Source organism: Microbulbifer sp. ABH2_005 (assembly GCF_056160005.1).
Genome location: NZ_JBSWWI010000001.1, coordinates 757,631 through 782,395 on the forward strand (window position 1 = coordinate 757,631; position 24,765 = coordinate 782,395).

Below are 24,765 nucleotides of genomic sequence, written 5' to 3' on the forward strand. Positions count from 1 at the left end.
GCGTTTATTTTGCCTGTGGAAACTGTGTTTGGCGAGGTTATTGGGAGGGGGCAGGGAGGGGGTTCTAGAAAGTTGTGCCCCCTTGAGGGGGCACACTGTCAAGCACTAGCCGGATTAGAAACGGTAGGTCACATTGACAGAAGCTTGCTCAGCCGCGGGGCGTGAGGTCACATTGGCACTCAATGCGAGAGAATCAGCCGCTTGCCAGCGAATACCGGCAATGAGGCCCATGCCGTCATCGAAGAGGCCCTGATCGACGCTGGAGTAGCTAGGCATAGCATTCATGTTGCCTGCCATGGACTTAACGCCAACCTCAAGGGTGTCGTCATCAGTTCCGTTGGTATCTTCATACCAAATCTGAGCGTAAGCATTGACGGTGTTCCAACTCTTGTTGGCGAAGGCACCAAAGCGCAGTGTATTGTAGTCGCGCTCCTGGTCGCCATAGTTCATACCCAGAGGGTCGTACTCATTGCTTTGAGTATCGGTGTAAGTAAAGCTTTCAATAGCCTTCTCGGTATAACCGTCAACTTCCATGGTAGCTCGGGTGACTCCAATGAAGGGACCAAGCTGGTAGCTGGATTCACTGAACAGGTTGGCACCAACAGTCAGGCTCAGAGTAGTGTTCTCACCGGAGGTATCCCCTTCCAGCTCGGAAGCAAAACTGTTGCCGAGGGTCAGAGCGCGGTTTACCTGGTCAAAGTCTACATCGGTCAGAGTCATGCTACCTTCCACGAAGAAGACATCGTGATGGAAGCGGCCAAACAGGCTGTAGTTGGTGGAGGTGGACTCGATATCGGAACGGGCATTATCCACATCGATGTCGGAGCGGCTAACCGCGAAGCCCAGCTCCAGGTTGTCACGCAGGGCGTAGGTCATACCGATCAGATTGGCATTGCTATCGCCGCTCATATCCGCAGCAAAGCTGTTGTCGTAGTCGATATCACCGAAAACGCTACCAGCGAAGACCGCAGTTTGAGCCTGGCTGTAGCGAACACCAACCAGATTTTCATCCAAGGTATTGATGTGAGTGCGGGCAGCCTGGGCGCCAATGTCCGGAAGCTGGCCGGCCACTTGGGCGGCATTCACAATAGCGGTGTAGTAGTCGGCGAGAACCTGCTGGCCAACCTGGGTGGGGTGTACGGTATCGTTGAAGATCAGCTTGGAAGCGTCGGCAGTGTCCTGGCTAATACCGTAGACAGGATGCTCGATGCATTCACCGCCACTGCCGTCATAGCAGAATTGGCTTTGATCGAATTCGGCAGACAGGCCCAGTTGACCGGCGTTGTTCAGAGCGACTTTAAGCAGGCCAGCCTGGTCCACCATCAGCACGCCGTCGATATCTTTAGCTTGGGCTAGCAGGCTGGCGTTAAAGGCTTCAGAGGCTTTGCTGGCCTCTATCAGCACTTCATCAATAGCGGCAGGCAAAGCTGCATCAGCTTGCTCTTGGGTCATTTGGCCCGCAGCAACTGCTTGAGTCAACTCAGCGTTAACTTTCTCATAAACGCCTGCATATATAGCTGGAGTTTTGCTGATATCTGGAACATTAGATACCAATATATAGTTGGCACCGGCACCAGAGAGTGCGCTAGCTGCCGTTGCCATCATTGCAGAGGCGACGCCAATTTCTGCAGTGGCCTCTTCCATGGTCATATCACCAGAAGAGACTTTCTTGAAGCCTGTGAGCAGATCGTTGCCACCACCATTTACCCAGTAAAGGGCGTTCCCATCGGCAGTTCCAAGAGTAGTTTCTAAGTAACCTCTACCCAGAGGGTGTGGGTTGCCATTAGTGCCTAATTCTTCTAGAGCTTGATCAGCCTCGCCTTTGGCTGCTAATGCTTGTTGCTGATACCCGGCTGCAGCGACTAAATCACCTTGCGCTTTCGCGGCTTCTGCCATAGCGGCGTAGGTCCCAGCTTCGGTTAACTTCTGTTTTAGCAAGCCGGCCAATTGTTGGTCTGGGTAGGCTGGTTTTCCTTCGGCATCTACAGCTGGCATAAAAGCGCTAAGAAGATTATGTCGATTGACGTCAGGGTCTAAACCATTAGCTTGAAGGAAAGCCATGTAGTTCTCGGTACCGATAATATTCATCAGTACGTCAGCAGCTTTGTGGCCACCAACAGCCCATACAGACCCTGCTTCATTGACTCCGTTAAAAACCTGTCGCGAAACATCTGCTTCAAGCTTGGCGGGGTCAGTCATCAATGCAGGGTCAATACTGGGTAGGCAGAGAGAAGATTGCATACCAGCACAGGATGCTGCTAAAGAACCCAGCCCCAAATTCTGAGACAGGATATTAATAGCGATATCGTTCGCATCGCCACCATTAGTGAATACATCGTAGTTGCCTAAGTCGGTGAGGCTGTCACCAAAAGCAATAACCTGGCTGAAGGCCGATTCTTCTGCAATTGCAGAAACGCTGGTGAGGGATGCAAGTGCAATAGCCGCCGCAAGGCTGCGCTTGGCGTTGGGCATGGTTTTCTCCTAGTCGCGGTAATCGCACACCCGCGGAGACATCGGGAGGAATCCAGAGGAAACAACTGGGCGTGCATCTTTTATTGTTTTTTGTTCCTGTACCTCAAGGAAGCTCGGCAATACTAGCGAATTGACCCGAACAATAAAATAAGTCACGGGTAAAGTGGCTGGCTGCTTGGTCACCTCTTTTATGAGGTGGCCTTGAGGCACGCTACAAAGTGGCGCAATAGTACTGAATGATTGTTTTTAGGTAAATGCGCTACAGCTTTTTAATCACTCGCTGCATGGTGCGATTTATTTTGAGGGAGGGCAAGTGTTTTCACCTGAGTGACAGGTACCCGAGTACCGCAAGGTATTTCTCCCCAATGAATCGGGAGTTCCGGTAAAATATGGGTATTCTCCCTGGTAGATATGGATTAAATCTTGGACCTGAAAATATGTTAAATGCCCGGTTAAAGGTCGATCCGGCTGATGTGCAGATCAGTGCTGTCCGTGCTCAGGGGGCGGGAGGCCAGAATGTAAATAAGGTCTCCAGTGCGATTCACTTGCGCTTTGACATCAAAAAATCCTCACTTCCAGAGGAAATAAAATCCCGGCTGTTACAGTTGCGGGACCAAAGAGTTTCTGCCGATGGCATTGTGATTATTAAGGCGCAGCGTTTTCGCACCCAAGAGAAGAATCGAACGGATGCCCTGGAGCGCCTGCAACAGTTGATTGAACAGGTATCTAGAGTGCATAAGCCGCGCATAGCAACGAAACCCAGCCGGGGAGCAAAGGAGCGGCGTTTGCAAAGTAAAAGTCGCCGCTCGCAAGTAAAAGCTATGCGAGGAAAGATCAGGGATTAAATCGGAAGAGGGTTTTTAGGTAACTTTTCTATAGTAATTTTTGTATAGCGAGTCTGGGTAATTGAAGACAATTACCCATCGATAGCTTATAGTCGCTAGGAGCCGGTATTAACTTGTGATGTACAAAAGTGCTCTCACTAGCGTAGTAAATTCATAAATAAATTATGTAAGGCTACACGGAAAAAATTTGCACAAAAGGAAAATAGAGTAAATTGCGCACTCAAAACCCTATGATACTTGCTTGGCATCTATTACAGGTGGCCAGGAAATATTCGCAAAGTAATTGGATGCCAGATGCCAGATGCCAGATTATTCTGCCCAGTTGAATGCAGTTTTTTATTGAGGGTAGGGGGATCTAGCTAGCAAATTTTGGTATTCCATACGCCTTTGCGCCAGCTCGAACCTCAGGTCGTCAATCTCCAGTCCTACTTCCGTGTGGCGTACTTTAAAGCGCGCAATGTCGGCTAGCATTGAAACTCGCTCATCTCGTGTAGCCTCATCTCCCACCAGCAGGGTACCTAATTCAGTCAGATCATCTAATAGATGCTCGCGCTCAAGCTCCCGATCGTGGATAGCTGCCTCTATTTCCTCTACTGCACTTTTGGCAACAAAAAGATCCCGGCCGGTTTCATAACCCTTTAAGAAGAGTCCTTCCAGGCCTGCTGGGCAGACGCCGGCGTAGTTTTCCCCTGAGCGCCCCTCAGAAAAGCCGCGCAGTTCTGTGCAAAATAGCTCCAGGCCCTCATCCCGACCAATACGGTAGGTGCTGGTGTTGAGCTGAACACCATACTTAGCGCAAGATTCCCGCCGCTTACCCATGTGACTTAGTGCTCTTCCTTCGGCTCCATCTTCATAACCTAGTGCTTGCCAGTCAGCTACATGACACTCATCTTCACTCATGGTGGCGCATCCAGCGCTCAAGAAGATCAGGGTGATTAGAGAGAGGGTTCCAAATCTTAGCTTCACTGCTACTTCCTGTGATTGGGAGAAAAGGGCAGTTTACAGGAATCAACCTGACTGCGAGCTGAAGAAAACCAATAAGAGGCCAATCTGCATCAATTGGAGTCATTAATTCGCTTAGTGGTCGTTCGGCACCTAGATCTCATCGGCATGGTGTAACAACACTGTGAGTATCTACAACTGAGAACAGAACAAATTATGCGGTGATCGCTTTTTATGCAAAGGTAAAGGGGGTTACTCAGGAGGATAAACAAGGTTTACTAATCTAACTATCTTTATTATGGCTATCAAGCGAGAGTCTTTTCTAATATCTCCTTATTGGATTTCATTTTTCTTAGATTTTCTCTTTATATATTTCCAATAGCAATACTTGTCTATCCAGTGTTTTTTAAGTTCTCTTAAGTCTTAAAAATTATTATTTGTTTTTTTGGGAATGGTGCTAAATTGTTCAAGTACCATTCGTTTGTTGGTGCTGGTTTTTTTGATTTTTTTGAGTTTTTATATCTGTTAATCACTGCGCTTTCCAAAATTTAAATAATAAAAATAAATCCATATGTCTTGCAGCATATCCTCTTGAGTCAGGTTGCGTCTTTAAGATCGGTTTTTATGGGTTTTTCAAATATTGCCGGCATTTAATCTTGCAGTTTGTGCAAGGATTTTGCATGAGTCTTTGATGTCTTCCTGTATTTCTTGGGGAATTGCCGGCTTGCGCAGGGAGAATCAATCAATGTGGAGAAGATAATGAAAAAAATGATTTGTACATCGCTACTAGGGTTGCTGGTTGTGCCCGGTACAATTTTGGCACAGGAGTTATGGATAACGATCGGCAGCGATGGTTATCAATCCTTGAAAAAAAACAGTGCGTTAATGGCTAAAGAGGCTCTAGATGCACAAGGAGAGCGCAACGGTATAACCATACTGAAGGTAAATGAAGATAATTTATCCGATATTTCTACAATAATGCATAACAGCCACAATCGTTGCGGTGGCTTTATGGTGCATGATTCTTTAGAGGAGGCGCAAAATGCTCAGCTTTCCCCATTGGCTAATACTGTGTCGAGTATTGTCAGCTACACCATTGATAATGCGGATGTTGTGAATGCCCTGCAGGCAGAAATCTCTGAAGCAAATATTCGCACGACAATTACCAGCCTTTCCAACTTTACCAATCGCTATTACACCACTTCTACAGGCGTCGATGCGGCTGAGTGGATTCGGGACAAATGGCAGGCCTTGACGAGCTCTCGCAGTGATGCTTCGGTGCAGCTCTATAGCCATAGCTGGGCACAGCCTTCGGTTATTCTCACGATTCAGGGGCAAACAAACCCCGACGAAATCGTGGTGCTGGGAGCACACCTGGATTCCACCGTTGGCTGGAGTACAGGAGAGGGCACCAGGGCGCCGGGTGCTGATGATGATGCTTCGGGTATCGCGACTCTGACCGATGTGGTGAATGCCATTGTGGCAACAGGCTATAAACCGGCGAAAACCCTGGCATTTATGGGGTATGCGGCCGAAGAAGTTGGCCTGCGTGGTTCTGATGATATTGCTTCGGACTATAAGAGCCAGAATAAAAATGTGGTTGGCGTTATGCAGTTAGATATGACCAACTATTACGGCTCCAATAGTGACATCTATATTATTGGTGATTACACAAACAGTTCACAGAATGCTTTCCTGAAAGATCTGGTGCAGACTTACCAGGGTAACCTCAGCGTCGGCACGACTACTTGTGGCTATGCCTGTTCCGATCATGCCTCATGGCATGACCAGGGCTTTGCGGCTTCCTTCCCTTTTGAGGCCAGTTTTAATGGTTCTAATCCCTACATCCATACTATCAACGACACCCTGGCCAATAGCGGCGGCGATGCCAACCATGCCGTGAAGTTTGGCAAGCTGGCGGCAGCTTATGTGGCAGAGTTGGCTAAGGGAGCGATTGGTGATGATCCCGGCCCTGATCCAGACCCAGATCCCGGCCAGGAGCAAACTGAAAGTTTCTCCGGTAGTGTATCGAGAGGAGGTGAAGAGCATTACGGGCCGTTTAGCGTAACACCCGGCACCAGCTTTGTGGCGGATATGACCGGTACAAATGACGCAGATTTATATGTGCGATTTGGGGCTGCTCCAACCTGGCGTTACTATGATTGTCGGCCCTACGACAATGGTTCTGCCGAAAATTGCACGTTACAAGTGCCAACTGGTGATAGCGAGGCTTATATCATGGTCCGCGGATACAGCCGGCAGACTTCTAGCTTTGAGTTGGATGTCACCTATACCCCACAATAATCAACGAGCGCCCGGGGTAAACCTCACCCTGGGCATTTTAATTCCATTCTTGATTTTACTTTTAGTCTGAGAAATGGCATACCTGGCAGTAATGACTGCTAGCTGGGTGTGTCAGCTATTGTTTTAAATAAATTTAAACGCCATGAGTTTTGGTTTCTTGAGTAACTGTTGTCTAATCAGCTGAGGGGAAGTGCCAACAGCTTAGAAGCATTTGCGCTGAGGCCAAAATTTTAATCATTGAGGCGAGCTGACATATTCCCTCATAAGAAAGAGCGCTCGGTTATTTTACTTGCGTGTGTAAATTACTGTGCATCACTTCTTGGGGTGTCAGGTGGTGTGCTGTCCATATCAATAATGAGAAGAGAGGACGGGCAATATGCAAACCCATTTGCTAAAACCATTATCGTTGGCAATCGTTGTCGCACTAACGGCTCCAGGTACCTTTGCTCAGGATCGAGGTGAAAAAGCCTCGACTGCCGATGATCGTACAATGGAAGAGGTGATTACTACCGGTACTCGGAAGGAAGGGGTTTCCCCAACAGAAACGCTTTCCCCGGTCGATGTTGTGGGAGGGGAGGAGCTGGTGGATCAAGCAGGCTTCGATCTCACCGAATCCCTGGCAAAAATTGCTCCATCCTTTAATACCCAGCGTTTTCCTATCGCCGATGGTACAGCTTTTATTCGACCGGTGACTCTGCGCAATTTATCCCCAGATCAGACTTTGGTATTGGTCAATGGCACTCGCCGGCACCGTTCTGCCCTGGTGAACTTGCAGCTCGCTCCTCTGGGCACTGTAAACCAGGGGGCCCAGGCGGTGGACTTTTCCACACTGCCATCCATGGCTATCGAACGGGTGGAAGTACTGCGCGATGGTGCTTCGGCCCAGTACGGCTCTGATGCTATTGCTGGTGTGGTTAATATCATCCTAAAGGATGATGCCGAGGGTTTTGGGCTGTCCGCTCAGACCGGTGAATACTTTGAGGGAGATGGTACCCGCAATTCTTTTGCCGCCAATGCAGGTTTTAGCCTTTTTGATCAGGGCTTTGTCAATGCCACGGTGGAATATTCAAAGGCAGATAAAACCTGGCGAAGTGTTGCTCGTCCAGATGCAGCGTTTGTGGGCTCTGTAGTTGGTGAAAATCTGGTGCCATTAGATGGCCTTGGCCAACGCTGGGGTGACCCAGATGTGGAGGCTTTAAAACTCTTTGCCAACAGCGGTTTGGATATCAACGACGATGTGGAACTGTACGGAAACTTCGGTTATTCCACGAATGAAACTATTTCTGACTTCTTTTATCGCGGTCCTGTATTAGATCCTGAATACGAGTTCACCGCTCGGGGTACTTTGCAGGTTGATATGCCCAATGACCCCAGCAATCCAGATAGTATCGACTATATTCCAGATCCGGCACCACAGTCACTGATTGATTATATTGTCGGTCAGGGCTTAAATCCGTCTGATTATCTGGTAGCAGATGACTCCAGCCCCAGCGGCTATGTATTGCGTAACCCAATTTATTCCCAGTTCCCCGGTGGCTACAACCCGCAATTTGGAGCAGAAATTCATGATATTTCCGCTGTTGTGGGTGCTCGTGGAGAATTTCAAAATGGTTTAACCTGGGATCTGCGCGCTCGGGTTGCAGAGAACGAAGTAGAATATGTTTTAAAAGACTCTATTAACCCCAGTCTTGGGTTATTGTCACCCACTAGCTTTAAACCTGGTACTCTCACCCAGGAAGAGTCCAGCCTCAATGCAGATTTTGTGAAACCCATCGATATCGCCGCCTTTGCTTCGCCATTGAATATCGCTTTTGGTGCGGAATGGCGAGAAGAAACTTATTCAATTGGTGCCGGCGATGCCGCATCCACAGAAGTAGGCCCCACTGCGATGTATTTTGGCGTGGGCTCGGATGGGTTCCAAGGTTTTCCCTCAGAAGCGGTAGGTAGTTATAGTAGTGAGAGTATTGCCGCATATATCGACCTTGAAGCTGATATAACGGATGCACTGACACTTGGTGCAGCAGTGCGCATCGAAGAGTTTGATGAGTTTGGATCTACTTCAGACTGGAAGCTTTCAGCTCGATACGACATCAATGAAAACTTAGCCGTACGTGGCACTGTGAATACCGGCTTCCGTGCCCCAACACCTGGGCAGGTGAACACCCTCAATGTCACCACTACGGCGGACTCCAGCGGTAACTTAATTCCTAATGGTACCTACCCAGTGAATCATCCGATAGCGATGGCCCTGGGGGCGAAGGAGTTAAGCCCGGAAGAGTCTACCAGCTTTACTTTGGGGGCCGTGTTTGCGCCGTTTAACAATACCAACATCACTATTGATTATTACAATATCGATATTGAGGATCGGTTGGCTTTACGCAGCAACGCGATAGGGACCGCTGAGATTGATTTATTACTTGGTGCAGGAATTGAAAATGCGGAGCTTTTAAATGGCAGCAATGCCAACTATTTTGTCAATGCATACGATTCAGAAGTCTCCGGTATCGATCTGGCCATTACCAGTGACTTTGAGCTGGCAGGCAATTTACTGGTTGTGGATTTACGCCACAATCACAATAAGCAGGAAGTGAGTAATGTCGCTGCCAATACTATTAATGCCTCCAGAGTTTTTGATCTGGAAAATCAGGTTCCCAGTGACCGCACCACACTGACTTTTGATATTGATACTGGCGCTATATTTAGCGGCTATTTGCGCCTGAACCGTTATAGTGATTGGGAGTCTACTGGTGGTTTGTTTGGGCCAGGTGACGCTTCGGATACCTACAGCTACGGTAGTGAAATTTTGGTGGATTTAGAGGCAACTTTTACCCTCTATGAGAATTATAAATTAGCCATAGGTGGTGAAAATATTTTAGATGTACAGCCTGATGATGAGCAAGATGGTACTTTGCAGTATTTAGGGGTGCGTCACGCTCTAACTTCACCGTTTGGCTTTAATGGAGGCTTCTGGTATCTGCGTGCGAGTGCAGAATTTTAACGAGACAGAGTGTTTTGATTGGGGCGATTTCCTTAGTCTTCTTTAAAGGATGATCATTGCCAATCTAGCTTTTCTATAGCTTCTTATTGTCAACACCAAAAAACCCGGCGTATGCCGGGTTTTTTGGTGTTGATTCATTACCCTCATTAGAGAGAATTCCTCAGCTGGATTTTGCACCCGCAAGAACCTGCGTATTGAAGTCCAGTACTATTTGTGGCTCATCGGTAAAGACACCATCCACCCTCTGAGTGGCTAGCAGTAATAAGTCGTCTGGGTTGTTAACGGTAAAAACATAGTTTTTTAAACCCCTGCGTTTCGCATCGGCGATCAAATCGGCCTCGAGAAAATCCAGGCAGGTGTGTAATGAGTAAGCTTTGAGAGGCCCTGTACTCGCGGCCAGATCCAAAGGAATACCGCTGAATAAAACACCGCGGCGCACCTCTGGTATTAGATGCAAGCACTCGTGCAGCTGGCGATGATCAAAAGAGGAAACAATATATTGTTCGAAGCTCGCTCCTTCGTCGCTGACGAACATTCGGATTTCTTTCGCTACCAGCGCTGCTGAGTCGGGGCCCTTGATCTCTATATTGAGTTGGGCACTGCTGCCGACTAATTCCAATACTTCCCGTAGGGTCGGAATTTTGTTGCCACAGGGTAAGGTACGCTCACGTAAAGTATCCGGGTGAAGATCGGTTATCAATTCGTTGCCGGAAAGCAGCCTTCCCAAGCGCCTATCGTGTGTAACTAGCAATTGTCCGCCGATATTCCAGACATCAATTTCAATACCATCGACGGCTAATTCCAGAGCCTGGCTTATGGCCTGCAGGGTATTTTCACTGGCTCGAAGCTGGTATCCACGATGGGCGAAGCAAAAAAGAGTGCCTGGATTCACTGTCGCTAAACTCCCCGGAGAATCTTTTGAGTCTGTCATGGAATTATGACGATGGGATGATTGGGTTACCAAAGTTTATCGGCTGCAAACTTCGGTAGGATTCGAAATATTTTGTACAGACTTAATGAATAGAAACAGGATAAAGGAAGAGGGCCCTTGGCCCTCTTTGAAAAATTGCCTGTGGAATCCCTCTATAGATTCCTATTCCCCAGCCAAGGCGCGGTAGCGCCCCCGGTGGAAAACCAGGGGTTCGCCGCCGTAAGCGCAAAACTCCAGTACCTCTCCCAATAGGATGGTGTGATCACCGCCCTCAATACATTGGGCTCGACGGCAATGGAAATAGGCGGCGCACTCTTCCAGGCGAGGTATGCCATCGGGGCCCTCTTTCCATTGAATCTGTCCAAATTTATCAGCCCCACGTCCGGCAAACAGGTTGGAAACGTGCTGCTGGTCAGCGCGCAGTACGTGTACGGCGAAGTGTTCGCGGGTGGTGAAGGCCTCATAGCCTAGAGACTGTTTGTCGATACTCCACAACACTAGAGCGGGGTCTAGGGATACAGAATTAAAGCTGTTGGCGGTCATTCCCGCAGGTTGGCCCTCCGAATCCCGAGTGGTAATCACTGTGACCCCGGTGGCGAATTGCCCCAGAGTATCGCGCAACAGGCGGCTTTGTTGAGGGGAAGGCGTGATAATAGGGCTTCTTTCTGTCGACATACGATGGTTGCTTGTACAAAAACTGTGCTAGCCGACCATTTTACGGCAAAAGCGTACTGATTGCGCGTCTTGCCTCGCAAGCTAGTGAAAGATGTTCGAATACTGCTATTCAAATGACTTATTGTTCATAAGTGGCGCACATTCGCTGGCGAGCCGCTCTCTCTTTGCAATTGCAGCACCTGTTAGGGCGAAGCCCAGCAGTTCCCCATGGCTATTGCGAAACTCGGCACAGACGCCTTCATTGTCAGAAGAAATTTGCCAGCTGCCCTCGGCATCTGGCTGGGGTGGGCATACGGTAGTTGGGCGCAGTGTCGTTTTAACCGCAACGGGGATAACCCCATAGCGTACAGGGCAGGGTTCACCGCTTAAAGTTAGCGCCAGTGCGCGGGCACAAGTCATTAGAGGGGCGACATAAAAGAGCTGGTGGCCTTCCAGTTCTGCACAGTCGCCGATAGCAAATATATATGGGTCACTGGTCTGTAAGCTTCGGTCGACGGTAATTCCCCGTTGAATTTTGAGTCCCGCAGTTTCGGCCAAAGTGGTATCGGCTTCCAGGCCCAATGCTGCCAGGGCAATATCAGCTTCTAATATTTCACCGTTATCGAGCTTGGCCTCAATGCCGTTTGAACTGTGACTCAGTGAACGTATGGACCTGCCCAGGTTAAAACGCACCCCATTATCACTCAGTACCCCCTGAAGATCGCGACCAGCGGCCTCTGGCAGCAGAGAGACGAGGGGCCAGTCTTGTGGGTCAACTACCGTTACGTTAAAGCCAGCTTGCACCAAATCGTTGGCAAATTCACAGCCTATGAGACCTGCGCCCATCAATAGCACCCGTTGACACCCGACGAGCGCGGTGCGAAAGCGATGGTAGTCAGTCAGGTTATTGATTCGAAATAGCCGCGCGTGGGCATCACCAGCGATAGCTGGCAGTTTGCGGCACTGGGCCCCTGTGGCCAATATCAGTCGGTCGTAATGGATGTCTGCTGTGTGGCCCCCGGCTTCCTGCCGCAGGGTCAGTGCTCTGGAATGGGGAGATATAGAAACGACATGGGTATGCACCAGAATTTGCGCGTTCAACCTGCGGGCCATTTCCTCGGCACTGGCTTGGCATAATTGCTGGGCTGTTTTGCCATGGGAAAGAGAAGCGGACAATAAGGGCTTCGAGTAAAAGGTGCCATCGTCACTGGAGATCAGCATTAGGGGGGTGGTGCGGTCGTGTTTGCGGAATTCCAGCGCCAGGTTATATCCGGCCAGGCCGGTGCCGATAATCACCAGTGGGGCCCGGATTTCCATGGGGGCCGTGGGGGCTTTATGATGGCTCGGTTCTTTGTCGCTTTTTATTTGCTCTGGTGCCGAAGACACCAGCACCATATCGAAGTCTTCCTTGCCCACACCGCATTGCGGGCAGCACCAGTCTTCCGGGATATCCTCCCAGCGGGTGCCGGGCGCTATGCCCTCTTCCGGGCAGCCCTGTGCTTCGTCGTAGACCCATCCGCAAACCATGCACTCCCAAATGCGAAAAGTGAAGGTGCTTTTATGGGATGGCGAAGGGGAGTTAGGGCTTGTTTCAGGGGAAGCTGCGCCACCTTCCGGTGTACCCAGCTCGCGCATTGAAAAATCCTGTTTACTGGCACCGCACTGGGGGCAGCACCAATCCTCGGGGATATCCTCCCAACGGGTGCCTGGAGCAATACCGTCCTCCGGCCAGCCTTTGGCCTCATCATAGATCCAGCCACAGTTTTGGCATTCCCACTGGCGATATTTAGGCATGGCACCCCCGCGTTAACTGGCAGTCTCCGGCTGTTAAGGCAGCCGGGGTTGGGTACTTATTGTTAACAGACCCTAGGCAAATATAAGGGAGACTGTAGGAGGGCGCTGCTATTCGTTATTGCCTTGGGAAATAGTGGCCAGCGCATTCTGATAAACGTCGGCGATCTCTCCGGGGTGGCGAATGGATATTCCCAGGTCGTGTACCAAGCCGTCTTTCAATCCATAGACCCAGCCGTTGACGGAGAGTGGCTGCCCTGAGCGCCAGGCGTCGCGCACGATTGTGGTCTGGCAAATATGGATGACTTGCTCAAGGACATTGAGCTCGCATAGTAGGTCAGTGCGCTGCTGCTCCTGGAATAGGTCGACCAGAGTGTGATGCTTGTCGCGCACGTCTTGAATGTGGCGCAACCAATTGTCGATCAAACCGAGCTGTTCGTTGTGTAGGGCCGCCTGTACACCGCCACAGCCGTAATGGCCGCAAACAATAATGTGCTTCACCTTCAAAATTTCTACGGCGTACTGCAAAACAGATAAGCAGTTGAGGTCTGAATGCACCACTACATTGGCGACGTTGCGGTGTACAAACAGTTCACCGGGCAGCAGGCCGACAATTTCATTAGCCGGCACGCGGCTATCTGCGCAGCCTATCCAAAGATATTCTGGTGATTGCTGCTTGGACAGCTTGAGGAAAAAGTCCGGGTTTTCCTTGCGGGTGGCCTCGGACCAGTGGTGGTTATTTTTTAAGAGATGATCTAGCGGGTGCAATGCTGTTGTATCCTGAGATGACCAATTGGACATTATGTTGGCAGGATAGCGACTTTATTCCTGCGGGCCAAGGGGGTTTGAACTAACCTCAAGGATGACTAGTTTTTAGGTTTGGGTCTTATAAAGGGAAGAATAATGGCGAGGCGAAATCACTCGGGTCCCAGCAGACGACAACGTAGATCTGTGCGTTCTGGATTTGTCGATCGGCACCGTTTGCGTATGCGACAGCTGCAGGCCCGGCGAACCCGCTTGCGTGGCTACCTCTCTAACTCTGAAGAGATAGATGTTGTTGATGCTGCGGGCGAGGTGGATATTCCACTTAATCAAGAGCTGGAAAGGGAGCCCTTGGTTTGATTTTCTCTTCTCTGTTGGATTCCAGAAAAGAAAGAAATGAGCGGAAAGCTCGACCAACTTAAATTTTGAGTATTAATCGCCAAATTATCAAAAATTTGTTTACATAGGGTCCAATGAGCCGTTGCGCGCTTTTCCAGCAGAAAAAATTTCGGAGAAATAAAAATGGCCTTGGTTACCCAGGAGACTTCCACTGCAGTTCGCGTGGTTCTGGCGAATTATTCAGACCGCCGCCATGCTGAAGACATCATTACTTTAATGGAAGAATACTCCCGTCATCCCTTTGGTGGCGGGGGTCCATTACCGGAGCAGTGCCGCAATGAATTGGTATCTAAACTCGCGGATTTTCCCGGTGCTTTCAGTGTATTGGCCTATGACGATGATAAAGCCTTAGGCTTGGTGAATTGTTTTACTGGTTTTTCGACTTTTGCGTGTATGCCCCTGGTGAACATTCACGATGTTATCGTCAGCGAGCGTGCCCGGGGGCAGGGCGTTTGTGCCGCAATGATAGATTTTGTGGCGCAAGAGGCAAAAAAGAGAGGGTGTTGCAAACTGACGATGGAGGTGTTGGAAAAAAATCTTGCGGCAAAGAATGCTTACCGCAGGGTGGGCTTCAAACCCTACACCTTAGAAGAAGAATTTGGTCAGGCAGAATTTTGGCAACGGTACCTTTGAGCTTTAGTAAATTTTGGTAAGTTTTGGGGGGACATCTAGCCACCCCTCCTCTCGATCCATTAGATACAGATTTAACAATCGTATTGCGCCTGCTGCAGTTTTTTCCTCTTGCCGATCAAGCTGGCGACTACGGCAAAAAGCGCGATTAAGGAGACGCTGATCAGCAATCCAAGTAAGGGTTGCTGTGGTTCTCTCTCATACAGCCAGCCACCGACAGCAAAGCCGATGGTGTAGCCACCGGTATGCATCAGTGACAGCAGCCCAAACAGCCTGCCGCCACGCTGTTGCGATTGGCTTAAAAGCGCGCTGTAGCCCGGCACCAAAAAAGCGACCCCCACCACAAAGATCAGTAGTCCGGCAGCGGCGAACAGGCTACCCAAGGTACTAGCTAGCAATATGGTGCCCGTGCACAGGGAGGTCACTCCTAGCATAAAACTCATTTGTGGCGCTTTGAGCTTTCGCACCAACCCCACTTGAACCAGGAACCCACAAATCGCCACCGCAGCCAACAATACGGCGGTGGTCGACGAAGCCCCCATAGCGCTGAGACCGTAAAGATCCTGAAGAGCAGGGCCCATAACCACCTGTAGCTGACCAACACTAATGGTACCCAGTAGAGCGGTGGCAAAAAGCGCAATAGCGCCGGAGGGGAGAGAAGAATTATCGGGGGATTGTACTTCCGGCACATGACTCTCTCCCTTGGGCAATCCGGCAGTTAGCAGCAGGGCACTTAACGGTAACAGGATCAACCAGGCCAACGGCCACAGTGCACCAGCCAGAAGTGCCGGCAGGGCAAGCAGGGGGCCGAGACCTCGTCCCAGATTGGCTGCCGCACTCAAGCCTGAAAGAATGGATAAGCGCTTATCCGCTTCTCCCAAGTCGATGGCCCAAGCCTGGCAGCAGGGATAGATGGCCGCGGCATTTAATCCATAAATAATTCGGCTGATCGCCAGTGCGATAAGAGCGTTGCCTTCGTCAAGATATCCCTGGGACATGGCTACTAGCAGTGCAACAAAAAGGCACTGGGCCAGTAGGGCACCGGTTAAGCCTGCGAGTAGTACTGGCTTGCGGCCAATCCTGTCACCCATTTCCCCCCAGAGTGGCCCGGCAATCATCAGGCAAAAAGTTCCCAGGGCTACAAGCCCCCCAATACTGGCCAGGCTTAGGCCGCAGCGCTCGACTATGAGCGGAATTTGAGTCAGGAGGACAACCTGGGCGGCTCCCTGGCTGGCCACCACCATATTGATTTTACGCTGGTGATTCTTTGAGCGGTTCTGGGGTTTCCGCATCCGGGGCTCCACAACAAATAAATAAGAATGCACAAAAAAGTGCGACCCTTTCCTGTGCATGAGTTCACAGCCAGATAATTTCTCTAGCAGCGGGCTTGAAGTGCGAGAAATTTACCTGCATCATAAGGCTAATGCAAACCATTCTCACTTAGATTTAGCTCAAAAAAGAATCACCACCATGAATAATCCTCAATCCGATGCGGCTAATGCCGGCTGCATTGATGGCGATGCTTTTGCTCAAAACCCAGTTATGACCGCCGGGCTTACCGAGGTCAATATGGCTGCGGAAAGAATGTCAGCCAACTGTTTCTTCAATGCGCTAATCCGGGAAACGGATAGTGCTGTCTGGCATGAGCGGACTGGCGAGCAACTCCCCGAAGGTATCAGCGTGCCAGCGGTGAGTATTCCTCTGCCCGCCAGTGGTGACGAACTCTGGTTGAATGCTTTTTACCGCAGTGAATGTGGCAGGCATCAGTTCGCCTTGCCTATGGTATGGAAAACTGCGGATGGCGTCAGCAAAGCTATTGAGCTAGCCGAAGCGGCACAGTTGGTTGCCCAGGAGCCCGCGTTTTTTCCCGGCGCTACCACAGAGTCGAGAGTGCAGTTTACCCGCCGGGTTTCGGCCAGCGTAAAAAACATGGCTCAGGCGCTGGCAGCACGCAAAACCGATACTGAAAAGCTATTTACGCAGCCGCTGACTTTTGCCGAGGCGGAGCAGGCACTTTTGTGTGGCCACTCTATTCACCCGACCCCTAAAAGTCGTGATCCATTCACTGATGAGGATGCCGAACGTTTTGCACCAGAATTTGGCAATAGCTTTGCCCTGGTGTGGTTGGGGGTGGACCTGGATTATTTACGCGGAGCCAGTGGGGCGGAAATCAGTGAAGCGCAGTTTGCCGAACTGGTCCGTGCAACAGATGCTGCTCCGGCCGCCCCGCAGGGGTTTGTAGCTATCCCGGCACACCCCTGGCAGTGGCGTCAACTTGGTGAAGATCCTCGCATTGCAGAGTTAGTTGCGAGCGGAAAAATTATTGAGCTGGGCGAAGGTCGTGAGCCATGGCGGGCGACCTCCTCACTGCGCGCTATTTATAGTGGCAAAAGCCCTTATATGCTGAAGTTTTCCCTCAGCTTGCGACTGACAAATTCGGTGCGCACCTTGCAGCCAAAAGAAATGGTGCGCGGTCTCGAAGTTTTAAAAGTTCGCAATACGCCACTGGGACAGGAGTTTGCCAGCCGCTACCCGCGCTTTCAGGTATTGGCGGAACCCGCTTATCTGATGCTTGCCGATAGCAGTGGCGAGCAGATTATAGAAAGCCTGGTAATGTTCAGGGAAAACCCATTCCTGGAATCCTCTGCAGAAAATACTTGCTTGCTGGCCACTCTGACCCAGGATCATCCCAATGGTGATCCCTGTCGGGCAGCACAGTTGGTGCAGCGTCTTGCTGAAGAGGAAAAAATTTCCACAGAAGCCGCTACCAAGCGTTGGTTCAACGCTTTTCTCGATGCAGTGATCGAGCCTTTGCTAATCGCCCAGGCCGATTTTGGCATTTTATTTGGTGCTCACCAGCAAAACCTGATTTTGTCATTTGATGGTGCTCTGCCTGTGGCAGGTTATTTCAGAGACTGCCAGGGCAGTGGCTATAGCCGTCTGGGCGAGGAACTGCTCAAACCTTACCTGCCTGATCTGGCCCAGGACAGTGAGAATGTTATTGATGAAGAGATGGCCAATCGCCTGTTTGTTTATTACCTGATTGTTAATAGCTGCTTTGGTTTGATCTGTGCGCTTTCCTCTGCGGGATTATTATCTGAGCATGCGTTGTTACGTCAGTTGCGTGAACGCCTGCAATTGCTTTATGAGGGGCAGAGACGTGACAGCAGTTGTCTGGAGTATTTGCTCACCGCCGATAAAATTTGGGCAAAAGGCAATTTTCAATGTGCGGTGATTGGTATGAATGAAACGACCACCGATGACCCGCTTTCCATCTATCACACCATGGTGAATCCACTGCAAACGGCAGTAGAAGCTGAAGCTGCGGAAGCCTGAAACCTGTGTCGATGAAAATTGAAAGGAAAGAATTATGACCAGCTCAACAGCTGCGCTTGAAATTTCTTCAGGGGAGCGCGGTCAGCTCCCCGATGGGCGCGCATGGCAAACTATTGCGGGCGGATATCGTTGCCATTCAAGTGGCGAAAATTATTTTCAGATTGAATATACACCCGGACAAGAAACTGCGCGTTTTATTCTGCTGTCCGGTGATAATCAACTGGCAGAGTTGGACCTTTGGTTCGACTGGTTTTTTTCGCTGAATGCGACACTTCAAACTATTGATATCGCAGAAGAAGATACTGTCGTAAGCCGTGTATCCCGCAGTGGCTTTTATCAGCGGACCGAGCTTTGGTATCAGGGCAACAATGGTGGCAAGTTTCCACTGCAGTGGGTGGTGAATGAGCAGGGGGTTCGTCACCCTCTCCGTGCAGAGCCGCCAAAAGGAGAGGTTTACCGTCGCCACTTCCACTCCTTGGGAATGGATTTTAGTTTGCGTCATCTGGACCCGCAGGAGGATTTGGAGCGTTTTACGGACTGGATGAACCAGGAACGCGTTGCGCTTTTTTGGGAGGAAGAGGGCGATGCCGAGAAACAGAGACAGTTTATCGACTCTGTGATGCAGGACCCCCACAAGCACCCGTTAATTGCCTGCTTTGACGATGAGCCCTTTGCCTACTTTGAAATTTATTGGGCTCTCGAAGATCGTATTGCACCCTACTACGACAGCCAGCCATTTGATCGGGGTGCGCATATGTTAGTTGGCAACCAGCGTTTTTTGGGCGGGCGCTTTGCCCAGGCTTGGTTCAATGGTGTTAGTCATTTTATGTTTCTGGACGATGCGCGCACCGAAACTTTAGTTGGAGAGCCGCGCGCAGATAACCGCGCCTTACTCAAGTATATCAACGGCACCTTTGGCTGGAAAAAAATTAAAGAGTTTGATTTTCCGCACAAGCGCGCTGCACTGGTGATGTGCAAGCGGGATGAATTTTTCCGGAGCATGGGGGGAGTATGAGCACGGATAAATACTGGAAGCAGGTCAACAGGACTCTGTTGGTAAAGTCATTAGCGGAGCTCTGCTACGAGCAGGCACTTATCGCTAAGGACGAGGGTGCAGGCCGTTACTCTGTGACTCTTAAATCAGGTGTTATTTATAGCTTTAAGGGCCAGCTGACAGTTTGGGACTGGCTGTTGATTGACGCGCAAACCATCGAGCGGCAATTTGAAGGGCAGGCATTGCCTGCAGATGATGCGGCACAGTTTTTTATCGATGCTAGCGAAGATTTAGAGGCTACTTCCAGCACACTGGGCAATTTATTGCACGAACTTGCCAATACTCTGGTTGCCGATGTCGTCCTACTGCAAAAGCGCGAAGGGATGGATGCTCAGGCTCTGGCCACATTGCCAGATGAACAATTGCAATGCCTGCTGGATGGGCACCCCAAGGCCATGGTGAATAAAGGGCGTATCGGTTGGGGAGCACAGGAATTTAATGCTTACGGCACGGAGGCGGCTCAGGGGGTTCGGCTTTTATGGTTAGCCGTTCGTCGGGATTTGGCCGTGAGTGGCAATAGCGAGCAATGGGATTGGCCACAGCTATTAGCCGAGAGCTTGGATGAGGCACAGCTGCAGCAGCTGGATCGTACTTGTAGTGAAAAAGGGGTCAGCTGGCAAGAGTTTTTGCCATTGCCTGTACATCCATGGCAGTGGCAGCATCATATTCGCCAGCATTATGCACAACAAATTTTCCGCGGCGATCTGGTCCTGCTCGGTGAATTTGGCGATAGCTACCTGCCTCAGGTATCACTGCGCACTCTGTCAAACCTTGAGCGCCCGCGCGCCTTGCATGTAAAGCTGCCGTTAACGGTATTAAATACTTCTTGCTACCGTGGGATTCCGGGCAAGTTTATGCGCTGCGGGCCGGCATTATCCGAGTGGATGCAGTCACTTTGTGATCGTGATGAGCAACTGCAGTCGCGCGGTACGGGGGTTTTACAGGAAATAGCCGGACTACATGTGCCGCACTCACATCAAGAGTCGGTTGAGGGCACGCCTTATCGTTACCGTGAATTACTGGGAGCCACTTGGCGGCAGAGTCCGGCGGGCTTGTGTGCAGAAGGTGAGCGCCACCTTTTAATGGCTGCGCTACTGCAAAAAGATGCCGGCGGTAAATCTGTGGCTGCCGCTTTGATAGAGGCTTCCGGTCTCTCTGTAGAAGCCTGGCTCACGCACCTGTTCGACGCTACGGTGGTGCCGCTTTATCACCTGCTTAGCCGCTATGGCATAGGCCTGGTGGCGCACTCACAAAATCTGACACTAGTATTGCGCGATAACAAAGTGGTGCGCGTTCTTTTAAAGGATTTCCAGGGAGACCTACGCCTTGCCCAGGGTGAGTTCCCGGACCGTGCAGACCTGCCAGAGTCTGCGGCACAGGTCCTCGATCAGCTGCCAGCGAATTATATTATTCACGACCTGTTCACTGGCCACTTTGTCACAGTGCTGCGCTATTTATCTGCCCAATTGATGACAGAGATCGGTTTGGGTGAGCTGGAGTTCTACGGCGTTTTAGCTAAGGTTTTGCGCCGCTATCAAAAATCTGCGCAACAGGATAACGCTGATATGACAGAGCGTTTCCAGCAATTTAATTTATTCCGTCCCCATATTGAACGTGTCTGTATTAATCGCGTGCGTTTGCGCCAGGGCTACGATGACAGTGCCGAGCGTCCTGTCCCCATTGTCGGTGGAGACCTGACCAATCCACTTTGGCTCGCTGAACAAGAGTCACAACAAAACCAACCTGAAACCGCTTCCGCTTTAGAGGCTTAATTATGAGTAATATCCTAGATCTCGCCGGTATCGGAGCCGGTCCTTTTAATTTGGCCGTTGCCGCCCTAATGCGGAACAAATCTTTGAGCCATCGCTTTTTTGATGCTAAAGCGGAATTCTCCTGGCACCCGGGTTTAATGTTGCCCGGCGCTATGATGCAGACTTCTTATCTGAAGGATCTGGTGACACCGGTCGATCCCACCAACCCTTGCAGCTTTCTGGCGTACCTGGTGGAAAATAAGCGTTTCTATGACTTCCTGCATGCGGAGCAGCGCACCGTAACTCGCCGTGAGTTTGCCGATTACCTGGCTTGGGCTGCGCGTCGCCTGGATTCCATTCAAATGAGTAGCCGTGTCCAAAGCGTAGTGGATAATGGTGAATACTTTGAGCTGGATGTACATGGACCCAATGGCCGCGAGCAAGTGCTTGCCAAGAATTTATGTGTAGCCGCTGGTAAAAAACCGAATATCCCAGAGTGCAGCCGCCCATTCCTTTCAGACAACTGTTTCCATGCACTGGAAATTGCCCTGCGTAATCCAGATGTCAGTGGTAAGCGTGTAGCCGTGGTCGGTGGCGGTCAGACAGGTGCAGAAGTGGTTATTAATCTTCTGAGCAAACACTGGGGTCGTCCGCAGCAGGTAACCTGGGTGTCCCGCCGCAGCAACTACTTGCCGTTGGATGAGACACCGTTTACCAATGACTGGTTTACCCCGGAATATGTCGATGTTTTCCGTCAATTGAGCCCACAGCGTCGTGAAGAAGTTGTCGCAGAGCAAAAGCTGGCTTCCGATGGTATCTCCCCGGATACTCTTAAGGAGCTTTACCAGTTGTTCTATCGCCTTGTGCACCTGGAAAAAGATGCTGAGCGAGTGGCATTAATGCCTAACCGCGAGCTGATGGATATGTCTCACCGTGGTGACTACCAGTTGCAGCTGGAAAATCACCTGCTGGGAGAGGCGGACGGAACCGAATGGATAAATGCCGATATCGTTATTTTGTGCACCGGCCTTTGCGAGGCTTTGCCCCCTTGCCTGGCGCCCTTACAGGAACATATCGCCCGTGATGCAGAGGGTCGTTTGTTACTGGATGATGCCTTTGCGGCAAAACTCAGCGGTGATGAGAGTGGTCGCCGTTTGTATTTCCTTGGCACGGGCCGTACCAGCCATGGAATTGCTGAACCACAGCTGAGTCTATCGTCCTGGCGTGCTGCGCAAGTGGTGAATGACTTGCATGGCAGTGCTGTGTATGACAACCAGCAAACCAGCAACTTTATGAAATGGATTACCCCTCAAACTCAGCAAGCTGCTGTAGCGTAAGTTTATAGGGGAAACCGTGACCGACCTTCTGGTGCCCACCAGAGAGGCCGGTCACGGAAAAACCATTTTTCTACAATCCTTCCTCTGAATATCATCGTCCCAAGTATCACTTGGCAACGTCAATAAAAATACCCATATGGTCAGTAACCGCAGCGGCTTTATTGGCTCCATTAATGCTGACCACCGTGCTTTGAGATAGATAGTCCACATTAACAATTTTGATGGTTGCAGTGTTGTAGACAGCTACATCATATTTTTGACTAGCGGTACTATTGGTGCCGGAAAAACTGCGTTGATAAGAGTCCGAAGGCGTCACCTCAGTAGCGGGGTGAGCGTCACGAAATATATTGTTTGTTGCTCGGCTAATTACTGATGGGGTAAAGCTGTTGCTGCCTTGGTTGGTGTCTCCCATCACGAGATCAATGCTACCGTGACCTTGCTGTAATAAAAATTTATTAATATTTTGGTAGAACAATGTTGCCTGTCCTTCACTTTTGGCAATGCTGTTGGGGACATGCACAAATACAGCATTCACATTACCTGTCTTTACCGCGATCCAGCCCATGCCCGAACCCAGAATCTGGTGTTGAGTGGTATTGGCAGCATGAACGCTAAAGCTGTTACAGGCTTTACCGGTAGAGCTTGATCCTACCAAATCGCCTGCGTGCTGCTGCATGGAACCCCATTCGCTATGGGCTCCATCCATTTCGCCATATACCAGCAGGTCACAAGGTTTCCTGAGTGAGCGATAGAGATGTTGGTGGGTTTGCCGCGCCTTACCTTCAATCATGCTAAGAAACTGACCGTTATTGTGTTGGCCTTTGGCCATATAACCTTGTGGTGCTTGAGCAACCAACTGGGCTGGGCCACAGATCGGAATGTGGGGTTCCAGGCTTTCGGCTGTTGGCATTACCAAAAACCAGGGGCTTTGTTGAGCAGCTTGGTGATTGTGGGTGACGCGAGTGAAGTGTTGGCTATTGGAGGCACTCACACCACGATTGGTACTGGCGTTAGAGTTAATGGATTGGTAGGCAAAGGTTGGCATATCGGCTACTCATTTTTATTGAATCGTCGAATCAGATTTATTCTTTAATACCGTTTCTTAATAAGAAAAGCCAGCCTTCTTTGTAAATATGGCTTGGTAGGTCCAGGCATTTGTCGCTAAAAATTGGCGCGATATTATTTTTTAACTCAGGATTTCTGACTGATCTTCAAAGCGTTTATGACGGCTAAAAAATCGCTTTCAGGTTCTGGTGGTAAATATCGGACTTAACTTCTGTGTTTTTTAATCGCAATTAAAGTAATCGTTTAAAAACACTGCTCGGCCTTTGAGATTGTTTTTCCTGTTTCCAAGCTTGTCATTAACTTGGAGTTTATTAACGAATTATTTCAAAGGCTGATTTTTTTATCAGTTATTTCTGTATTTCCTCTGGAAATGGTCTAGGTGAGAGCTGAGTGGTCTCCGTAAATCCTCAAGTTCTTCGTTTTGATAGCGTTGGGATATATCTATTTTAAAACCCCTTATTTGTGATCATAACCTCTTAAAAAAACTATAAATATATAGCTGAATAAAGTGCCAAAGCCGGTGTGCCCAATACTCCTTGTGCAATACTTTTTGGGTACTGAACCATTGGTCTAGTGCATGCAGTGAGCAGGGAGGAAATCTGTAATGCGTTTGAACTCAACCCTTGCACAAGGGCGTTATCACTACAGCTGCGACGGACGCGAAATGCCCGTACAGGACAGCTGGCAGTTGGGCTTTGACGCCCAGGGGCGCCGCTCTCTGGTCAGTCAGAGGCTGGTGGGCGATCAGGGCTTCGGCATAGAGGTCTTTGCGCTCTTAAGTAATGGTTTGGTGAGTGAGTGCCAAGTGAGCTGGCGCGATGAGGTTGACGAAGTCACTGCCCAGTATCATTTATGCTCTCCTGAGAGACACTCTCCCCGTTTAGGTGATGAAATAAAGGCAAGCTGGAGTGGGCCCAATGGCCCGCAGGAATTGCGGGTAGGTGGTGATAACCGTCTGCTGTTTCCTCTGATGCGAGTTTTTATGGGGCCGCTATTGAAAACACTGATAAAACACCCAGCAGGCCTAGAGGTCGTCTCACCGGATATTGTGGACCCCTCTCAGCGGGGCAAATTATTGTCCCCAAGGGTGAGTCACCGCACAGCACGAATTATGGCAGGAGACCAGGCTAGCCAGCGCACCCAGGACCTGGGTTCGGATATTAGCGGTTATATTTATCAGGGCGATGAAGCTGAGCGGGATGCGCACTGCTATGTCGATAATCGTAGTTTGCTGGTTGGCTATGATTGGCCTTCCAGCACTGGTCGCCTGTGGCAGGTTCGGCTCAGAGACCTGGAGTGGTCCCCCAGTCTAACCAGCCTGCTTTTTTAATATCCCTTCTCTTTTCTGTGGTTGTGTTCACTTAGGCTGAAGTTTGTGAACACAACTGAATTATCAGTCCAGTGAATAATGAATATTGATTGACGTCTCATTCATCCTGAAAAACTTTCAGGGTTTCTACGACTTGTGAAAATTATCCCCAAATGCCTTCCGTC

The 24,765-nt window shown here is 50.0% G+C and carries 18 protein-coding genes; 10 read left to right on the top strand and 8 right to left on the bottom strand.

Annotated elements, in window-relative coordinates:
* Window positions 1–114: 114 nt before the first annotated feature.
* Window positions 115–2,472, bottom strand: a complete 2,358-nt coding sequence (locus tag ACXAFI_RS03245; protein ID WP_475107659.1) for an autotransporter outer membrane beta-barrel domain-containing protein — start codon at window positions 2,470–2,472, stop codon at window positions 115–117.
* Window positions 2,473–2,909: 437 nt separating this feature from the next.
* On the opposite strand from ACXAFI_RS03245, the gene arfB reads away from it, so the two are divergent.
* Window positions 2,910–3,317, top strand: a complete 408-nt coding sequence (gene arfB / locus ACXAFI_RS03250) for an alternative ribosome rescue aminoacyl-tRNA hydrolase ArfB (protein WP_475107660.1) — start codon at window positions 2,910–2,912, stop codon at window positions 3,315–3,317.
* 336 nt (window positions 3,318–3,653) lie between these two features.
* Here the strand turns inward: arfB and ACXAFI_RS03255 are convergent, their stop codons facing one another.
* Window positions 3,654–4,283: a DUF2799 domain-containing protein gene (locus ACXAFI_RS03255; protein ID WP_475107661.1), complete on the bottom strand. Its 630-nt coding sequence runs from the start codon at window positions 4,281–4,283 to the stop codon at window positions 3,654–3,656.
* A gap of 735 nt (window positions 4,284–5,018) precedes the next feature.
* On the opposite strand from ACXAFI_RS03255, the gene ACXAFI_RS03260 reads away from it, so the two are divergent.
* Complete coding sequence (locus ACXAFI_RS03260; protein ID WP_475107662.1) at window positions 5,019–6,563, top strand: M20/M25/M40 family metallo-hydrolase; 1,545 nt, start codon at window positions 5,019–5,021, stop codon at window positions 6,561–6,563.
* A 376-nt stretch (window positions 6,564–6,939) separates the two neighbouring features.
* On the top strand, window positions 6,940–9,561 hold the full coding sequence (locus ACXAFI_RS03265; protein ID WP_475107663.1) for a TonB-dependent receptor plug domain-containing protein: 2,622 nt from the start codon (window positions 6,940–6,942) through the stop codon (window positions 9,559–9,561).
* Between the two features lie 160 nt (window positions 9,562–9,721).
* Here ACXAFI_RS03265 and ACXAFI_RS03270 read toward each other — a convergent pair whose 3' ends face one another.
* The 4 genes from ACXAFI_RS03270 to can form a co-directional block, all read right to left on the bottom strand.
* Window positions 9,722–10,453, bottom strand: a complete 732-nt coding sequence (locus ACXAFI_RS03270; RefSeq protein WP_475107664.1) for a glycerophosphodiester phosphodiesterase — start codon at window positions 10,451–10,453, stop codon at window positions 9,722–9,724.
* 201 nt (window positions 10,454–10,654) lie between these two features.
* Window positions 10,655–11,167: a flavin reductase family protein gene (locus ACXAFI_RS03275; RefSeq protein WP_444919859.1), complete on the bottom strand. Its 513-nt coding sequence runs from the start codon at window positions 11,165–11,167 to the stop codon at window positions 10,655–10,657.
* Between the two features lie 105 nt (window positions 11,168–11,272).
* On the bottom strand, window positions 11,273–12,940 hold the full coding sequence (locus tag ACXAFI_RS03280; protein WP_475107665.1) for an FAD-dependent oxidoreductase: 1,668 nt from the start codon (window positions 12,938–12,940) through the stop codon (window positions 11,273–11,275).
* 108 nt (window positions 12,941–13,048) lie between these two features.
* A complete protein-coding gene (gene can, locus ACXAFI_RS03285; protein ID WP_152454666.1) occupies window positions 13,049–13,705 on the bottom strand; it encodes a carbonate dehydratase in 657 nt (218 codons plus the stop codon).
* Between the two features lie 135 nt (window positions 13,706–13,840).
* On the opposite strand from can, the gene ACXAFI_RS03290 reads away from it, so the two are divergent.
* Window positions 13,841–14,059, top strand: a complete 219-nt coding sequence (locus ACXAFI_RS03290; protein WP_475107666.1) for a hypothetical protein — start codon at window positions 13,841–13,843, stop codon at window positions 14,057–14,059.
* Window positions 14,060–14,221: 162 nt separating this feature from the next.
* On the top strand, window positions 14,222–14,731 hold the full coding sequence (locus ACXAFI_RS03295) for a GNAT family N-acetyltransferase (RefSeq protein WP_475107667.1): 510 nt from the start codon (window positions 14,222–14,224) through the stop codon (window positions 14,729–14,731).
* Window positions 14,732–14,802: 71 nt separating this feature from the next.
* On the opposite strand, the gene ACXAFI_RS03300 is transcribed toward ACXAFI_RS03295, so the two are convergent.
* Window positions 14,803–16,020, bottom strand: coding sequence for an MFS transporter (locus ACXAFI_RS03300; RefSeq protein WP_475107668.1), 1,218 nt, complete (start codon window positions 16,018–16,020; stop codon window positions 14,803–14,805).
* A 178-nt stretch (window positions 16,021–16,198) separates the two neighbouring features.
* Here ACXAFI_RS03300 and ACXAFI_RS03305 point away from each other — a divergent pair, with 178 nt between their 5' ends.
* The 4 genes from ACXAFI_RS03305 to ACXAFI_RS03320 are packed head-to-tail and all read left to right on the top strand — an operon-like array spanning window position 16,199 to window position 22,206.
* Complete coding sequence (locus tag ACXAFI_RS03305; RefSeq protein ID WP_475107669.1) at window positions 16,199–18,064, top strand: IucA/IucC family protein; 1,866 nt, start codon at window positions 16,199–16,201, stop codon at window positions 18,062–18,064.
* Between the two features lie 34 nt (window positions 18,065–18,098).
* A complete protein-coding gene (locus tag ACXAFI_RS03310) occupies window positions 18,099–19,079 on the top strand; it encodes a GNAT family N-acetyltransferase (protein WP_475107670.1) in 981 nt (326 codons plus the stop codon).
* Window positions 19,076–20,890, top strand: coding sequence for an IucA/IucC family protein (locus ACXAFI_RS03315; protein WP_475107671.1), 1,815 nt, complete (start codon window positions 19,076–19,078; stop codon window positions 20,888–20,890). Before ACXAFI_RS03310 ends, ACXAFI_RS03315 begins: the two co-directional genes overlap by 4 nt.
* A gap of 2 nt (window positions 20,891–20,892) precedes the next feature.
* A complete protein-coding gene (locus ACXAFI_RS03320) occupies window positions 20,893–22,206 on the top strand; it encodes a lysine N(6)-hydroxylase/L-ornithine N(5)-oxygenase family protein (RefSeq protein WP_475107672.1) in 1,314 nt (437 codons plus the stop codon).
* A gap of 106 nt (window positions 22,207–22,312) precedes the next feature.
* On the opposite strand, the gene ACXAFI_RS03325 is transcribed toward ACXAFI_RS03320, so the two are convergent.
* Window positions 22,313–23,116: a hypothetical protein gene (locus ACXAFI_RS03325; RefSeq protein WP_475107673.1), complete on the bottom strand. Its 804-nt coding sequence runs from the start codon at window positions 23,114–23,116 to the stop codon at window positions 22,313–22,315.
* Window positions 23,117–23,875: 759 nt separating this feature from the next.
* Between ACXAFI_RS03325 and ACXAFI_RS03330 the strand changes: the two genes are divergently transcribed.
* Window positions 23,876–24,601: a hypothetical protein gene (locus ACXAFI_RS03330; RefSeq protein ID WP_475107674.1), complete on the top strand. Its 726-nt coding sequence runs from the start codon at window positions 23,876–23,878 to the stop codon at window positions 24,599–24,601.
* Window positions 24,602–24,765 lie beyond the last annotated feature (164 nt).

Excerpts from the sequence above, each read along its gene's own strand:
- ACXAFI_RS03260 (WP_475107662.1), top strand. The coding sequence starts at position 5,019 with ATGAAAAAAATGATTTGTACATCGCTACTAGGGTTGCTGGTTGTGCCC.
- ACXAFI_RS03295 (WP_475107667.1), top strand. The coding sequence starts at position 14,222 with ATGGCCTTGGTTACCCAGGAGACTTCCACTGCAGTTCGCGTGGTTCTG.
- ACXAFI_RS03315 (WP_475107671.1), top strand. The coding sequence starts at position 19,076 with ATGAGCACGGATAAATACTGGAAGCAGGTCAACAGGACTCTGTTGGTA.
- ACXAFI_RS03330 (WP_475107674.1), top strand. The coding sequence starts at position 23,876 with ATGCGTTTGAACTCAACCCTTGCACAAGGGCGTTATCACTACAGCTGC.
- ACXAFI_RS03325 (WP_475107673.1), bottom strand. The coding sequence starts at position 23,116 with ATGCCAACAGCCGAAAGCCTGGAACCCCACATTCCGATCTGTGGCCCA.
- ACXAFI_RS03305 (WP_475107669.1), top strand. The coding sequence starts at position 16,199 with ATGAATAATCCTCAATCCGATGCGGCTAATGCCGGCTGCATTGATGGC.
- ACXAFI_RS03310 (WP_475107670.1), top strand. The coding sequence starts at position 18,099 with ATGACCAGCTCAACAGCTGCGCTTGAAATTTCTTCAGGGGAGCGCGGT.
- ACXAFI_RS03265 (WP_475107663.1), top strand. The coding sequence starts at position 6,940 with ATGCAAACCCATTTGCTAAAACCATTATCGTTGGCAATCGTTGTCGCA.
- ACXAFI_RS03290 (WP_475107666.1), top strand. The coding sequence starts at position 13,841 with ATGGCGAGGCGAAATCACTCGGGTCCCAGCAGACGACAACGTAGATCT.
- ACXAFI_RS03280 (WP_475107665.1), bottom strand. The coding sequence starts at position 12,940 with ATGCCTAAATATCGCCAGTGGGAATGCCAAAACTGTGGCTGGATCTAT.
- ACXAFI_RS03300 (WP_475107668.1), bottom strand. The coding sequence starts at position 16,020 with ATGCGGAAACCCCAGAACCGCTCAAAGAATCACCAGCGTAAAATCAAT.
- ACXAFI_RS03275 (WP_444919859.1), bottom strand. The coding sequence starts at position 11,167 with ATGTCGACAGAAAGAAGCCCTATTATCACGCCTTCCCCTCAACAAAGC.
- arfB (WP_475107660.1), top strand. The coding sequence starts at position 2,910 with ATGTTAAATGCCCGGTTAAAGGTCGATCCGGCTGATGTGCAGATCAGT.
- ACXAFI_RS03320 (WP_475107672.1), top strand. The coding sequence starts at position 20,893 with ATGAGTAATATCCTAGATCTCGCCGGTATCGGAGCCGGTCCTTTTAAT.
- ACXAFI_RS03245 (WP_475107659.1), bottom strand. The coding sequence starts at position 2,472 with ATGCCCAACGCCAAGCGCAGCCTTGCGGCGGCTATTGCACTTGCATCC.